This is a genomic window from Skermanella sp. TT6, assembly GCF_016653635.2.
GTDB classification, from domain to species: Bacteria; Pseudomonadota; Alphaproteobacteria; order Azospirillales; family Azospirillaceae; genus Skermanella; species Skermanella cutis.
The window spans coordinates 5,766,554-5,780,978 of record NZ_CP067420.1; the positions used below are offsets into that span (position 1 = coordinate 5,766,554).

At 68.4% G+C, this 14,425-nt stretch carries 15 protein-coding genes; 5 read left to right on the forward strand and 10 right to left on the reverse strand.

Going from position 1 to position 14,425, the window contains the following annotated elements:
- Positions 1–89 precede the first annotated feature (89 nt).
- Together IGS68_RS26945 and IGS68_RS26950 are read right to left on the reverse strand one after the other, a co-directional pair.
- Entirely contained in the window at positions 90–245 is a 156-nt protein-coding gene (locus IGS68_RS26945; RefSeq protein ID WP_201075916.1) for a hypothetical protein, read from the reverse strand.
- 134 nt (positions 246–379) lie between these two features.
- Entirely contained in the window at positions 380–1,360 is a 981-nt protein-coding gene (locus IGS68_RS26950; RefSeq protein WP_201075918.1) for a Bug family tripartite tricarboxylate transporter substrate binding protein, read from the reverse strand.
- 514 nt (positions 1,361–1,874) lie between these two features.
- Between IGS68_RS26950 and IGS68_RS26955 the strand changes: the two genes are divergently transcribed.
- Both IGS68_RS26955 and IGS68_RS26960 read left to right on the forward strand, forming a co-directional pair.
- A complete protein-coding gene (locus IGS68_RS26955; RefSeq protein WP_201075919.1) occupies positions 1,875–3,080 on the forward strand; it encodes an efflux RND transporter periplasmic adaptor subunit in 1,206 nt (401 codons plus the stop codon).
- On the forward strand, positions 3,077–6,256 hold the full coding sequence (locus IGS68_RS26960) for an efflux RND transporter permease subunit (protein ID WP_201075920.1): 3,180 nt from the start codon (positions 3,077–3,079) through the stop codon (positions 6,254–6,256). The genes IGS68_RS26955 and IGS68_RS26960 overlap by 4 nt, the downstream gene beginning before the upstream one ends.
- A gap of 40 nt (positions 6,257–6,296) precedes the next feature.
- Here IGS68_RS26960 and IGS68_RS26965 read toward each other — a convergent pair whose 3' ends face one another.
- Complete coding sequence (locus IGS68_RS26965; RefSeq protein WP_201075923.1) at positions 6,297–6,932, reverse strand: LysE family transporter; 636 nt, start codon at positions 6,930–6,932, stop codon at positions 6,297–6,299.
- A gap of 94 nt (positions 6,933–7,026) precedes the next feature.
- On the opposite strand from IGS68_RS26965, the gene IGS68_RS26970 reads away from it, so the two are divergent.
- The gene (locus tag IGS68_RS26970) at positions 7,027–7,188 is read left to right on the forward strand and encodes a hypothetical protein (protein ID WP_201075925.1); all 162 of its coding nucleotides are present in this window, start codon (positions 7,027–7,029) and stop codon (positions 7,186–7,188) included.
- A gap of 16 nt (positions 7,189–7,204) precedes the next feature.
- Here the strand turns inward: IGS68_RS26970 and IGS68_RS26975 are convergent, their stop codons facing one another.
- The 6 genes from IGS68_RS26975 to IGS68_RS27000 form a co-directional block, all read right to left on the reverse strand.
- Positions 7,205–7,567, reverse strand: a complete 363-nt coding sequence (locus IGS68_RS26975) for a cyclic nucleotide-binding domain-containing protein (RefSeq protein ID WP_201075927.1) — start codon at positions 7,565–7,567, stop codon at positions 7,205–7,207.
- Between the two features lie 185 nt (positions 7,568–7,752).
- Positions 7,753–8,076 (reverse strand): HepT-like ribonuclease domain-containing protein, encoded by a 324-nt coding sequence (locus IGS68_RS26980; RefSeq protein WP_201075929.1) that lies wholly within the window; start codon positions 8,074–8,076, stop codon positions 7,753–7,755.
- 53 nt (positions 8,077–8,129) lie between these two features.
- On the reverse strand, positions 8,130–8,420 hold the full coding sequence (locus IGS68_RS26985; protein WP_201075931.1) for a nucleotidyltransferase family protein: 291 nt from the start codon (positions 8,418–8,420) through the stop codon (positions 8,130–8,132).
- 507 nt (positions 8,421–8,927) lie between these two features.
- A complete protein-coding gene (locus tag IGS68_RS26990) occupies positions 8,928–9,245 on the reverse strand; it encodes a BrnA antitoxin family protein (protein WP_201075932.1) in 318 nt (105 codons plus the stop codon).
- Positions 9,187–9,489 (reverse strand): BrnT family toxin, encoded by a 303-nt coding sequence (locus tag IGS68_RS26995; protein WP_201075934.1) that lies wholly within the window; start codon positions 9,487–9,489, stop codon positions 9,187–9,189. The genes IGS68_RS26990 and IGS68_RS26995 overlap by 59 nt, the downstream gene beginning before the upstream one ends.
- 62 nt (positions 9,490–9,551) lie before the next feature.
- A complete protein-coding gene (locus IGS68_RS27000; RefSeq protein ID WP_201075937.1) occupies positions 9,552–11,075 on the reverse strand; it encodes a YifB family Mg chelatase-like AAA ATPase in 1,524 nt (507 codons plus the stop codon).
- Positions 11,076–11,356: 281 nt separating this feature from the next.
- On the opposite strand from IGS68_RS27000, the gene IGS68_RS27005 reads away from it, so the two are divergent.
- Together IGS68_RS27005 and IGS68_RS27010 are read left to right on the forward strand one after the other, a co-directional pair.
- Positions 11,357–12,658: a hypothetical protein gene (locus tag IGS68_RS27005; protein WP_201075939.1), complete on the forward strand. Its 1,302-nt coding sequence runs from the start codon at positions 11,357–11,359 to the stop codon at positions 12,656–12,658.
- A 24-nt stretch (positions 12,659–12,682) separates the two neighbouring features.
- Positions 12,683–13,429 (forward strand): creatininase family protein, encoded by a 747-nt coding sequence (locus IGS68_RS27010; protein WP_201075941.1) that lies wholly within the window; start codon positions 12,683–12,685, stop codon positions 13,427–13,429.
- Positions 13,430–13,437: 8 nt separating this feature from the next.
- Here the strand turns inward: IGS68_RS27010 and gshB are convergent, their stop codons facing one another.
- Positions 13,438–14,403, reverse strand: a complete 966-nt coding sequence (gene gshB, locus IGS68_RS27015; RefSeq protein WP_201075943.1) for a glutathione synthase — start codon at positions 14,401–14,403, stop codon at positions 13,438–13,440.
- Positions 14,404–14,425 lie beyond the last annotated feature (22 nt).

Genomic DNA, 14,425 nt, shown 5'->3' on the forward strand with positions numbered 1-14,425 from the left:
GAATGGCGAGCATGGTTCGTCTCCTCGGGTGTCGGTGCGTCGGATGGACGCTTGCATCTATCGCCGAAGCCCGGGATAGATGCAAGCCTTTAAATCTTCCGACCTCGGATGCGTTCGAGCGTCGAAATGGGATCGTCGGCCATCAAGCCGATGTCCTTCTTCACATGGTCGGGCAGGTGGTGGAGCGTCGCCGCCGTCCCCGCCTCGCGCCACCAGCGCAGCAGCGTGCGCAGAATGCCAAGCATGGCCGTATCCTCCGGTCAATCGATGCAATGCCGCAATACATCCGCTATCGGATGTATTTTGTCAACACACCTGACGGAGCGGCCTCGCGGGGCCGGCGGCGGGAAACGGCCTCCCCCCGCCGGCCCTCCCGGGACTACTTGACCAGGCCCAGGTCGGTCAGGGTGCCCTCGATCTGGGCGCGTTCGGTCTTGAGGAACTCGGCGAACCTGTCCGAGGGCAGGTACAGGTCGATCCAGCCGCGCTGCTTGGCAAGGTCCTTCCATTCGGCGCTGGACGTCACCTTGGTCATCAGCGCGTCGTATTCCTTCAGCTCCGCGGGTTTCAGGTTGCCGGGGGCGAAGATCCCGCGCCAGTTGACGAATTCCAGGCCGATGCCCTGCTCCTTCAGGGTCGGCGTCTCGACGCCGGGCAGGCGTTCGGGCGACGAGACCGCCAGCGCCCGCAGCTTGCCGGCCTGGATCTGCGGCGCGAACTCGTTGTAGCCGCTGACCGCCGTGGTGATGTGCCCGCCCAGCACGGCCGCCAGCACCTCGCCGCCGCCGGCCGTCGCCACATAGTTCACCTTGGACGGCTCGACGCCGGCTTCCTTGGCGATCAGCCCGGCCAGGATCTGGTCGCTGCCGCCGGCCGACCCGCCGCCCCAGGAAACCGACCCGGGCTCGGCCTTCAGCTTGGCGAGCAGGTCGTCGAGCGACTTCAGCGGGCTGTCGGCCGGGACCACCACCGCGGAATATTCGCCGGTCAGGCGGGCCAGCGGGGTCACCTGCTCGAGCGTCACCGCCGACTTGTTGGTGATGATCGCCCCCAGCATGATCTGGCCGCCGACCAGCAAGGTCGGCGTCCGCTTCCGGCCCGTCACGAACTGCGCCAGTCCGATCGTTCCGCCGGCGCCGGGGACGTTCACGACCTGGACGTTGGGGACCAGCTTCTGGTTCTGAAGCACCTGCTGGATCGATCGGGCGTGCTGGTCCCAGCCTCCGCCCGGGGCGGCGGGGGCGATGATCTCCAGGCTCTTGATCTCGGCGCGGGCCGGTACGGTCGCGAGGGTCGCGCCGATCACCAGGGCCGCGGCGGCCAGGGCCGGCCTGAACAGGGCGAATTGCCGGTGTGACATCGGAAAAGCTCCTCCCATTTTCGTCTATTCTTGGGCGATTCCGCGCCTCTGGGCGCGGGGGCCGGATAGGTGGCATATTAGCAGAGAAGATCTCCGAAATATCCCGCCGCGATGCCTGCTGCCGAAAGTCATAGGGTCGCCGGCCCCGCCTGCTCCGGGAGGGAATACATTCGTCGAAAATCTGTCTTGAAAACTCGGTAGTCTGAACGCCCAGTCGTTAAGAACTGAGCTGGGTAGAGCAAATAACCGTATGGGCAATGTGGCAATTCGGAAGCTTTCCGAGGGCTCCCATGTGATACCGCGCACAGCGGAACAGTCCACAGTCGCGTTTATTCGGCGTCCAACCCGCTCCGGCGGTCTCGGCATTTCCCGTGCCGCCGGCTCACCGGGATTCTCTGATTCCTGACAGCACTGCTTACTGCAACGCACTTGAAGGTTGTGCGGGCCGCAAACCGGCATTCCCGAAGAATATTCCGAAGAACGAGGGGCCGGCCCGCGCAGGAGGGAGCAGACTATGACTGGAGACACTATCCGCCGTCCCGGTTCCCGCGCCGTCTGGCTCGCCGGGGCGGTCCTCGCCCTGGCCGTCGCGGGCGGCGCCTATGGCTATCTCGGCGTTTCCCATCCCGCCCAGGCGCAGACGGCGGCGACGCCTCCGCCGCCGGTCACCGTCGCCAAGCCGCTGCGCCGCGACCTGATCGAGTGGGACGAGTTCACGGGCCAGTTCTCCGCCGTCGATTTCGTGGAGATCCGCGCCCGCGTCAGCGGCTATCTCGAATCGGTGCATTTCCGGGACGGCCAGCTCGTCCGGAAGGGCGACCTGCTCTTCGTGATCGATCCCCGGCCGTTCGAGGCCGCGGTGGCCTCCGCCAAGGCCCAGCTCGCCCAGGCCAACGCCCGGCTCGACCTCGCCAACCAGCAACTCGCCCGCGCCGCGTCGCTCCGCCAGCGCGACGTGCTGTCGGGCAGCGTCTATGACGAGCGCATCCAGGAGGCCCGGGTCGCCACCGCCGGCATCGAGGTGGCCAAGGCCGCCGTGCGGACCGCCGAACTGGACCTGGAATTCACCCGTATCACGGCGCCGTCCAGCGGCCGGATCAGCAAGCGGGAGGTCAGCGTCGGCAACCTGATCGCCGGCGGCTCCGGCGGGACGCCGTCCCTGCTGACCACCATCGTCTCGCTCGACCCGATCTATTTCGACTTCGACATGAGCGAGAGCGATTTCCTGGCCTACCAGCGCGCCACCGCCCGCGGCCTGCTGGCCCAGCAGCGCGACGGCGGCGTCCAGGTTCAGGCCCGCCTGTTCGACGAGCGCGACTGGCCGCTGAACGGCCGCATCGACTTCATCGACAACCAGGTGGACCGCGGCGCCGGCACGATCCGGGCGCGCGCCGTGTTCGAGAACCGCGACCTGATGCTGACCCCCGGCCAGTTCGGCCGGCTGCGCCTGCCCGGATCGGAGCTCTATACCGCCACCCTGCTGCCCGACAGCGCCATCGTCAGCGACCAGTCCAACAAGATCGTGCTGACCGTGGCGGAGGACGGCACCGTGGTGCCCAAGCCGGTCCGTCCCGGCCCGATCGAGGACGGGCTGCGGATCATCCGGTCCGGCCTGGACCCCGAGGACCGCGTCATCATCAGCGGCATCGTCCGCGCCCGGCCCGGCTCCAAGGTGACCCCCCAGCCCGGCGAGATCCAGGCGGCGGAGGTGAGGCCTTGAAGCTCTCCCACCTGTTCATCGAGCGGCCGATCTTCGCGACGGTCCTCTCGATCCTGATCACCCTGATCGGCGGCTTCGCCTATTTCACCCTGCCGGTCGCCCAGTACCCGGAGATCGCGCCGCCGACCATCGTGGTCAACGCCACGTATCCCGGCGCCTCCGCCGAGGTCGTCGCCGACACGGTCGCCGCCCCCCTGGAGCAGGAGATCAACGGCGTCGAGAACATGCTCTACATGTCCTCGCAGTCGACCGGCGACGGGCGGCTGGTGGTGACCATCAGCTTCGCGCTGGGCACCGACCTGGACACCGCCCAGGTGCTGGTCCAGAACCGCGTCGCCGTGGCCGAGCCGCGCCTGCCGGAGGAGGTCCGGCGGCTGGGCGTGACGGTCCGCAAGAACTCGCCCGACATGCTGATGGTCATCCATCTCAGCTCGCCCGACGAGTCCCGCGACCAGCTCTACATCTCCAACTATGCGACATTGCAGGTCAGGGACGTGCTGGCCCGGCTGGACGGCGTCGGCGACGTCCAGGTGTTCGGCGCCCGCGACTACGCCATGCGCATCTGGCTCGACCCGGAGCGGATCGCCAGCCGCAACCTGACTCCCGGCGAGGTGGTGGCTGCGCTGCGCTCGCAGAACGTCCAGGTGGCGTCCGGCGTGCTCAACCAGCCGCCGGTGCCGACGCCCGGCGCCTTCCAGCTCAACATCGAGACCCTGGGCCGGCTGGTCGATCCCCGCCAGTTCTCCAACATCGTGGTGCGGACCGATCCCGACGGCCGGGTCACCCGCGTGCGCGACATCGGCCGGGTCGAGCTGGCGGCCCAGGATTACGGCACCAACGGCTACCTGGACGAGCGGGTGGCCGTTCCGCTGCTGATCTTCCAGCGGCCGGGCTCCAACGCGCTGGAGACCGCCGAGCGGCTGCAAGCGACCATGGCCGAGCTGTCCCGGTCGTTCCCCGAAGGCCTCCGGTACGACATCGTCTACAACCCGACCGAGTTCATCGCCGAGTCGGTCAACGAGGTGATCAAGACCATCTTCGAGGCGGTCGTCCTGGTCGTCATCGTCGTGATCCTGTTCCTCCAGACCTGGCGAGCCTCGATCATCCCGATCCTGGCGATCCCGGTGTCGCTGGTCGGCACCTTCACCGTCCTGGCCCTGCTGGGATACTCGCTCAACACCCTGTCGCTGTTCGGCCTGGTGCTGGCGATCGGCATCGTGGTCGACGACGCGATCGTCGTGGTGGAGAACGTCGAGCGCAACCTTCGGCAGGGCATGTCCCCGCGCGAGGCGGCGCACCGCACCATGGACGAGGTCGGCGGCGCCCTGATCGCGATCGCGCTGGTGCTGACGGCGGTGTTCATTCCGGCGGCCTTCGTCTCCGGCATCTCCGGCCAGTTCTTCCGCCAGTTCGCCGTGACGATCGCGGCGGCGACCGCGATCTCCTGCTTCGTGTCGCTGACCCTCAGCCCGGCGCTCTGCGCCCTGCTGTTCAAGCCGCACGAGCACGAGGAGCACAAGCGGGCCTCGCCCCTGATGCGGCCGGTCAACGCCTTCTTCCGGGGCTTCAACCGGCTGTTCGACGGGCTGGCCGGCGGCTACGGCGGCATGACCCGGCGGCTGGTCCGGCTGCCGCTGCTGGTTCTGCCGGTCTACGGCCTGCTGATCGCCGCCACCTGGTGGCAGTTCGACCGGGCGCCCACCGGCTTCATCCCCAACCAGGACCAGGGCTACCTGATCACGGTGATCCAGCTGCCGCCGGGGGCCTCGCTCGCCCGCACCGACGCCGTGGTCCGCGAGGCCACGAAGATCATCCTGGAGACGGAGGGCATCGACCACGCCGTTCCCTTCGCCGGGTTCGACGGCGCCACCTTCACCAACGCGTCCAACGCCGGCGCCATCTTCGCCGCCATGGAACCGTTCGAGGAGCGGCTGCCCAAGGGCCTGACCGCCGACCGGCTCCAGCAGGAGCTGTTCGGCCGGCTCGCCGGCATCCAGGACGCCTTCATCATCACGATCCCGCCGCCGCCGGTGCGCGGCATCGGCAATTCCGGCGGCTTCAAGATGATGGTCCAGGACAAGCGGGGCCGCGGCCTCGATTCCCTGGAGGAGGCGACGCAGGAGATCGTGGCGGCGGCCAACGGCACGCCGGGGCTGGTCGGCGTCTTCTCCCTGTTCAACACCTCGACGCCCAAGGTCTTCGCCGACATCGACCGGCTGCGCGCCCAGATGCTCGGCGTCTCGGCCGACCGGGTGTTCGAGACGCTGGAGGTCTATCTGGGGTCCACCTTCGTCAACGAGTTCAACTTCCTGGGCCGCACATACCGGGTGACCGCCCAGGCCGACGGCTCGTTCCGCGACGACCCCCGCGACATCGCCAACCTGAAGACCCGGAACGAGCGGGGCGAGATGGTGCCGATCGGCTCGGTCGCCGAGCTGCGCGACACCACCGGCCCGTACCGCGTGACCCGCTACAATCTCTATCCCTCCACGGAGGTCCAGGGCGCCACCCTGCCGGGCTATTCCACCGGCTTCGGCCTGGACGCCATGGAACGGATCGCGGCGGAGCGGCTGCCCGACGGCTTCGGCTACGAGTGGACCGAGCTGGCCTACCAGGAACGGGGGGCCGGCGACAGCGGGCTGCTGATCTTCGGCATGTCGGTGGTGTTCGTCTTCCTGCTGCTGGCCGCCCAATACGAGAGCTGGACGCTGCCCTTCTCGGTCATCCTGATCGTGCCCATGTGCCTGCTGGCCGCCGTCACCGGCCTGCTGATCCGGGGCCTGTCTGTCGACATCCTGGCCCAGGTCGGGTTCGTGGTGCTGGTCGGGCTTGCGGCCAAGAACGCGATCCTGATCGTGGAGTTCGCCAAGCAGGCCGAGGACGAGGGCATGAGCCGGTTCGACGCGGCGGTGGAGGCGGCGCGCACCCGCCTGCGGCCGATCCTGATGACCTCCTTCGCGTTCATCCTGGGCGTCGTGCCCCTGATGATCGCGCAGGGCGCCGGTGCCGAGATGCGCCAGTCGCTCGGCACGGCGGTGTTCTACGGCATGCTCGGCGTCACCTTCTTCGGGCTGATCTTCACGCCCGTGTTCTACACGGTGATGCGCAGCTTCGCCCGCAAGCGCCGGGAGTCGGCGCCGGTCCAAGGATCGGCACCGCCGGCCCCGGCGGAGTAAGGGAGCAGGGAAGGGGAAGGGGCAGTGGAAGGGGGTTGCGTCAGTTCGAGACGAGCAGGCGCAGCCCCAGCCCCGCCAGGACGACGCCCAGGGTCGCCTCCAGGCCCCGCCTCAGGCGTCGGTACGCGGCGGTGACCGCGTCGGCGGACAGGGCCACCGCCAGCATGGTGTGCCAGCCCAGCGACAGCAGGACGGCGCCCGCCACCGCGATCACCCCGATGGCGGCGGGCGTCTCCGGCGTCAGGAACACGCTGGTCAGCGAAACCCAGAAGACGCCGGCCTTCGGGTTCAGCAGCATCAGCCCGAACCCACGAGCGACGCCGCCGCGGGCGTCGGCGGGGGACGGCGCCGGCTCCCCCGCCGGTCCCGCCTCCGGTTCGGTGCGGCGAAGTGCCGCACGGATCGACAGGAACGCCAGGTAGAGCAGGAACATCCCGCCGCCGACCCGCAGGCCGGTGCCGATCCAGGGATGCCTGGCCGCCAGCAGGGCCACGCCGAACACGGCCGCGAATCCCCAGACCGCCTCGCCGATTGCCATCCCGAACGCGACCTTGACCGCGGCGGCGCGTCCCCGTTGCAGCGCCGTCCCCAGCAGCACGGCGAAGTTCGGCCCGGGGCTGACCAGGGCTAGCACGAAGGCCGCCCAGAACGCGGCGAGCAGGGAAGCGGCGACCATGGATCCTTCTCCGGAAGAACATTCAGCGGAAGCGCGGCGGGAACCGGCGGCGACGCGGCCCGGTTCTAACCTCGAGCAACCGGAGACCTATGACATGACGACCGAAAAAGACAAGGACCAGACGCGGCAGAACCCGGCGGGCGAGAACCAGGACCCCAACCGCAAGGCCCCGGCCGACCATCCCTCGGACCCGCCGACCAGCGGCGCCCCCGGCAATACGGGCACCGACGACAGCCTGAACACCACGTCGGCCTGACCGGGTCCGCCCACCCTCAGACCTGCGGTTCGGAGTCCTTCGCCGACCGGCGCAGATTGTTGATCAGCACGTTGATCAGCTGCACCACCAGCGGGTCGGCCCGGTTGATCGCCTGCCGCAGCACGCTGGCCGGCATCTCCAGCAACTGGGTCTCGCCCGCGGCGCTCGCGTTCGCCATGCGCGGCTGGCGGTCCAGGATCGCCATCTCGCCGAACAGCCCGCCGGTCTCGACCTCGCCGATGATCTTCTTGTCGGCCTCGTCACCGACCCAGATGATCACGGACCCGCGCTCGACCAGGTAGAGGAAGGTACCGGTTTCACCCTTCCGGAAGATCACCTCGCCGGGAGAATACTGCTTGTGCTGGAAGGTCGCGGCCATGGGGAGCGTCCGTCGCGGTTCGGAGACTGATTAGACATCACAGCGACTGTGCAGCACCGCCCGCGACCGCGCAAGCCGGTCCGTCGGGAACGATCGCTCCATGACAAAGAGACGCGCCGGCCGACCAGTTCCTTCCTGGCTTCAGCCGGCCCTGAACCTGGGCATGTCGTTGCGACGGCACCTCCTCAGCCATGACCCATGCTTGCCAACGTCCTCTCCAGGTCCTGCCGCAGGCCCGGAATGTCCCGCTGCACGGTCTGCCAGACGACACCGAGATCAACGCCGTCATAGCCATGGATCAAGGCGTTTCGCATGTCGTAGATCTCTCGCAGCGGCAATGCTGCGGCCGGAGAATTCGGCTCCACGCCGGCGCGCATCAAGCGCCCAGCCGCCTCGCCCAGGACTTCGAGGCGTCGCAGCACCGCGTCGCAGGTCTTGCCGTCCTGCCGGAACCCGGTCTCATTCATGCCGACCGTGTACTCCAAGATCGCCAGGACGGCGTCGAGCATGTCTTCCAGGCAGGTTTCAGGATGATGGCGTCGCCCTCGGGACCCATTCCCCGTCACAGCGGCCTCGCCTCCCGCAGCACCCGTGCGCGGAATCGCGGCGACAGGGACAGTGGCGTGCGCACATCGAACGGAACGCCGGTCAGGGTCTCGGCCTCCCGCTTCAGTCGCGCCAGATCCAGCAACGTCGTGGTTTCCGACGGCTCGACCAGAAGATCGACATCGCTGTCTTCTGTGTCATCACGCCGTGATACCGAACCGAACACCCGTACATTCGATACGCCGTGCCGGCGGGCGATATCCAGGATGCCCTGTCGATGCTTGTCCAGAACCTGCGATGGTCGCATCGCGATATTCCCCGATCACCAACCGGACCGCACCCGGAAGGCGCTATCTTCACATAATATGGCAACGATCCCCGGTCGCAAACCGGAATGCTGAGGCCGGGCGATCGGGTAAAAGGAACGCCTGACATTTCGGTAGCGTTCCGAATCCGACGGCGGCCACCGATCCGGCGGCGGGGTGGCACGATGGACGCGACCGGCGCTCCGGGCAAGACGCTCGTTCATCTGGAGCATTCCCAATCCCTCCCGGACCCGCGACGGCGCGGCAAGGTGGCCTACCCGCTCGACGACTTGACGGTGCGCCGGTCGTACCCTGCGAAGGGCAAGAACGCCGTCATCCTCATGATCTCCGCCTTCGCGGCGCGCCGGTACCTCGTGCTCAGCCAAGTAGAGGAAAGTACCGGTTTCACCCTTCCGGAAGATCACCTCGCCGGGAGAATACTGCTTGTGCTGGAAGGTCGCGGCAATGCTGAGCTTCCGTCGCGGTTCGCATGCACCGGCTTTCGACCGTCAGGCCCGCCTTTTTCGTCGCTCGTGTTCCATGTAGGCCCGCAGAACCGCATTCATCCGTGTCTGGTAACCCGCTCCTTCCGACTTGAAGAAGTCGAGCACATCCTTGTCGAGCCGGATATTGATAGCCGCCTTGCTGGGGGGAGCGACGAATCGGGCCTGATCGAACCACGATTCGTCGACCAGCGGCGCCGCATCCGGGTCGTCGCGCACCGCCGCCTCAATATCCCGGTCGGTCAAGGCATCGAACCCTCTCCAATCAGCCTTCGCCGACTTCAGACCGGCGCGCGAGCGCCTGACGGTATGATCGTTGCTCATCCCTGTCCGCCTTCCTGGCCGAAATGATCCGGCGCCGGCCGTTGCGCCATGTATAGGCAACGAAAACCGCACGGCCCTCGATTTCGCCGATCGCGCAGATCCGCTCCTCGCCGCGGTCGGCACGGCGATCGGGCCCCTCATAGACGAAGCCGTCCCAAATCAGGAGCGCCACATCGAAACCCACCTTATGCTTCCGCTGGTTGCTCAGGTTCTTGTGGCCGTCCCACTCGTATTCGGCGTCCATCGCATCTCTACACCATGTATATACATTCATGAACCTGGCCGCAACGGCGGTTACGGGAAACCCTACCGCCCCGGGACGATCCGCCGGTAGCTGAGCGCCTCCGCGATGTGCAGGCGGCGCACGGGCGTGCTTGCTTCCATGTCGGCCAGGGTGCGGGCGACGCGCAGGACGCGGTGATAGCCCCGCGCGGACAGGCGCATGCGCTCGGCGGCCTCGGTCAGCAGGGCGCGGCCGGGCTGGTCGGGGCTCGCCACCTTCTCCAGCAGTTCGCCGTCCGCCTCGGCATTGGTCTTCGGCCCGGTGTCCTCCCCGCCCGGAACGTGGAACCGCTCCGCCTGGACAGCGCGGGCGGCCGCCACCCGGGCGGCCACCTCGGCGCTGCCCTCCGCCGGGGGCGGCAGGCTGAGGTCCGCGGCGCTGACCGGGGGCACGTCCACGTGGCAGTCGATCCGGTCGAACAGGGGACCGCTGATCCGGCTCTGGTACTGGATGCCGCATTTCGGCGCCTGCGAGCAGGCCCGCGACGGGTCGTCCAGATAGCCGCAGCGGCACGGGTTCATCGCCGCGATCAACTGGAACCGCGCGGGATACGTCACGTGGCTGTTCGCCCGCGCGATGGTGACCCGTCCGGTCTCCAGCGGCTGGCGCAGCGCCTCCAGCACCTGCCGGGGAAACTCCGGCAGCTCGTCCAGGAACAGCACGCCCTTGTGCGCCAGGCTGATCTCCCCCGGCTTGGCGCGCGAGCCGCCGCCCACCAGGGCCGGCAGGCTGGTCCCCTGGTGCGGTTCCCGGAATTGCCTGTTCCTCAGCATCCTGCCGCCCTGGAGATGCCCGGCGACGCTGTGGATCATCGAGACCTCCAGCGCCTCCCTCGGTTCCAGCGGCGGCAGGATGCCGGGCAGGCAGGAAGCCAGCATCGACTTGCCCGATCCCGGCGGGCCGACCATCAGCAGGTTGTGGTTCCCCGACGCCGCCACTTCCAGGGCGCGCTTGGCGGTCTCCTGGCCCTTCACGTCGCGCAGGTCGCGCATGCTGGTGGAGATCTCCTCCATGTGCGGGCGCGGCGGGGCCAGCACCTGGGTTCCCTTGAAGTGGTTGATCAGCGACAGCAGGGACGGCGCCGCCAGCACTTCCAGACCCTTGGCCCAGGCCGCCTCGCTGCCGCAGGCGGCGGGGCAGATCAGGCCGCGTTCCTGCTGGAGCGCCCCGAGGGCTGCCGGCAGCACGCCCGCGACGGCGGTCAGGCTGCCGTCGAGCGCCAGTTCGCCCAGTGCCGTGTATCCGGCGATCTCCTCCACCGGCAGGACGCCCATGGCGGCCAGCAGCCCCAGCGCGATCGGCAGGTCGTAGTGGCTGCCCTCCTTCTGCACGTCGGCCGGCGCCATGTTGACGGTGATGCGCTTGGGCGGAAGCGACAGGCCCAGCGCCTGGAAGGCGCCGCGCACCCGTTCCCGGCTCTCGCCGACCGCCTTGTCCGGCAGGCCCACGACGGTGAAGGCGACCACCCCGCCGGAGACCTGGACCTGGACGTCGATGTTCAGCACCTCGATGCCCTGGAACGCAACCGTATTGACCCGCGCAACCAACGTGACGCCCTCCGCCTGCCGATGCACGCGACTGTATGGGGTCGGCGCGCACCTTGCCAGCATCGTCACGGGATTCGGGCGGCACTCTCCTCCGGTCGGATTGCCGCAGGCTTGCCGGGCAGGCAACATATCCGCCCGCCGCGCCTTCAATCCCCGTATGCGACCGTCTCCGCGGGACGAATCGGATTTGTCGGAACTGGGCAGCGTGGTAAGAGGCGACGATACCGGTCCGGGACGGCGGACCGGCCGATCTGACGACATTCGGGGATGGCAGGCTGGCGATGCGGAACTTGACTTCGGAAGGGCAGGCGAGGATCGCCGAGATCGCCCGGCGCCACGGCATCAGCACCGACGGCGCGATGACCATGCTGGACGCGCTGGTGCGCGGCGGCGGCACCATGGCCCAGTTCAACCATCCCGACTTCGGCGGCTCGGGCCAGTGGATGATGGGCGGCATGACCATGGTCAGCGACCTGTTCAACAACGCGCTGAAGGCCCGGGTCGATAATGTCTGCGTCGAGCTGTCCAACCTCCTGGCCAACGACCAGGGATGGCTGTGGGAACCGATGCCGGCCCAATCCCAGTCCCAATTCTCCCAGCCCTCATCGAGCCTGTCCGGATCGTTCGGCGGCTGGAACTCCGGTTCCTGGTGGCCGGCCGAGCTGGGGCAGCCCAATTCCAGCGGCGGCCAGAACGACATCCGCTACGCCTATTTCGGCCACGCCAACCGCCTGGCGGTCGATATCGCCGGGACGGTGACGGTGTACGATACCGGCGACCACATGATCTCCGGCGTGTCGCAGCAGCAGGGGAACGGCTGGACCGTGACCTTCACCAGCCAGTACGGCACGGTTCCGGTCAGCAGCCTGCGCGTCGTCGGCGGGGCGGGGGAGCAGTCCGCTCCGGCCCCCATCTCCACGACCTTCCAGGAGCCGGCCCCCATGCCGGCGGCACCGGTGGCCGCCTCGGGAAGCGCCGCGCTGGAGCAGGATTACCTGTCGGGCAGCACCTGGACCTTCGGCCCGGCCGGCGGCGAGCCGTTCGGCCTCGTGACCCTGTCGCCCGAGGGCGGCATCGCCGGCGACGTCCACCCCCGGGCGCGGTTCTGGTCGGTCGAGAACGGCGTGCTGAGCTTCTACGACGCCGACGGCCGCACCTCAGTCCGCTTTTCAGCTCTTGCGCCGGAAGGCGCCGCCGCGACGATCCGGGGCGACGACCCATCCGCTCCCGGCCAGGATTATGTCCTTCGCAGCCCCGCCGCCCGGGAGGTGGCACCCCCGCCGCCGGCTTCCGCCCCTGCCGCGCTGCCGATCCCGGTGGATCTCAGCGCCGGCGAGTGGGCGCTGGAGGATGCATCCGGCCAGATCCTCGCGACCCTGCGCCTGATGCCGGACCAGTCGATCGCGGGCGGACGCCCGACCGAGGCGCGCTGGCGGACCGACGGCGACACGCTGGTCCTGCTCCACGGCAGCGGCCGGCCGACCGCCCGGTTCGACACGTTCCAGTTCCGCGCCGGGCGCTGGTCGCTGGCCGGCTCGCTCCAGAGCGATCCCGGTATAGCCCTGACCCTTCGCCAAACCTGACCCGAAGAACAGTCTGGATCAAAGATGCGCCTTCAACTCAGCACCTGGCCCGAGGTCGAGACCTACCTGAAGACGTCGAAGGGGATCATCATCCCCATCGGCTCGACGGAACAGCACGGTCCCAACGGCCTGATCGGCACCGACGCCCTCTGCGCGGAGGAGATCGCGCTGGGCGTCGGCGCCGCTGCCGGGGCGCTGGTCGGGCCGACGATCGGGGTCGGCATGGCCGTCCACCACATGGAGTTCCCCGGCACCATGACCTTGCGGCCCTCGACGCTGGTCCTGGTTATCCGGGACTACGTCACGGCCCTGGCCGAGCACGGGTTCGAGCGCTTCCTGTTCATCAACGGCCATGGCGGCAACATCGCGACCGTGCGCGCCGCCTTCAACGAGGTCTATGCCGAGCTCCGGGCGGCCCGGGGCGCCTCGGCCCCGGAGGTGCGCTGCCGGGTGATCAGCTGGTGGGAGAACGAGGGAGTCTACGGCCTCAGCAAGGAGCTGTTCGGCTCGTCCGAGGGCAGCCACGCGACCCCCAGCGAGGTGTCCGTGATGCAGTATCTCTATCCGGACCATATCAAGGAAGCGCCGCTCGATCCGCCGGTGGCGCCCAGCAGCCAGTTCTACGACGCCCGCGACTACCGCCGCCGCTTCCCCGACGGCCGGATCGGCTCCAACCCCGGGCTGTCCCGGCCGGAGCACGGCAAGCGGCTGTACGACGCCGCCGTGGCGGCCCTCGCCGACAAGTACCGGAACTTCGTCGGCGAGCCTTGACGGGACGATCAGACCGGCCTGCCCGCGTGCCGTTCGTGGTGGCGGGTCTCGATCGCGTCCCACAGCCCGACCTCCAGCTGGACGCCGTCCAGGCGGTTGATCTCCTGGATGCCGGTCGGCGACGTGACGTTGATCTCGGTCAGGTAGTCGCCGATCACGTCGATCCCGACGAAGACCAGCCCCTTCTCCCTCAGCGTCGGCCCGATGGCGGCGCAGATGTCGCGCTCGCGGGTGGTCAGCACCGTCTGCCGGGCGCTGCCGCCGGCGTGGAAGTTCGCCCGCGCCTCCCCCGTGACGGGGATGCGGCTGACCGCGCCGCCGGGTTCGCCGTCGATCAGGATGATCCGCTTGTCGCCCTCGCGGATCTCCGGCAGGTACTTCTGGACGATCACCGGCTCCCGGTAGAGCTGGGTGAACATCTCCAGAAGCGAGCCCAGGTTCTCGTCGTCCGGCTTCAGGTGGAAGACGCCGGCCCCGCCGTTGCCGAACAACGGCTTGACGATGATGTCCTTGAACTCCGCGCGGAACGACAGGATCTCCGCCTTGTCGCTGGTGATCAGGGTCGGCGGCATCAGGTCGGGGAAATGGGTGACGAACAGCTTCTCCGGCGCGTTCCGCACATGGACCGGGTCGTTGATCACCAGCGTGTCGGCCTGGATATGCTCCAGCAGGTGGGTCGCGGTGATGTAGGCCATGTCGAACGGCGGGTCCTGGCGCATCAGCACCACGTCCATGGTCGCCAGGTCGATCACCTGCTCCCCGCCGACGGTGAAGTGGTTGCCGTACTCCCGCCGGACCTCCAGGGGGCGTACGCGCGCGTACAGGCGGCCCTGGCGGAAGCTGAGATGCTGCGGCAGGTAATGGAACAGCGCATGGCCGCGGCGCTGCGCCTCCAGGGCCATCATGAAGCTGCTGTCGGCATCGATGTTGATGCCTTCGATCGGGTCCATCTGGATGGCGACGGCGAGACTCATCGGGGGCTCCGCGGCGGATCGT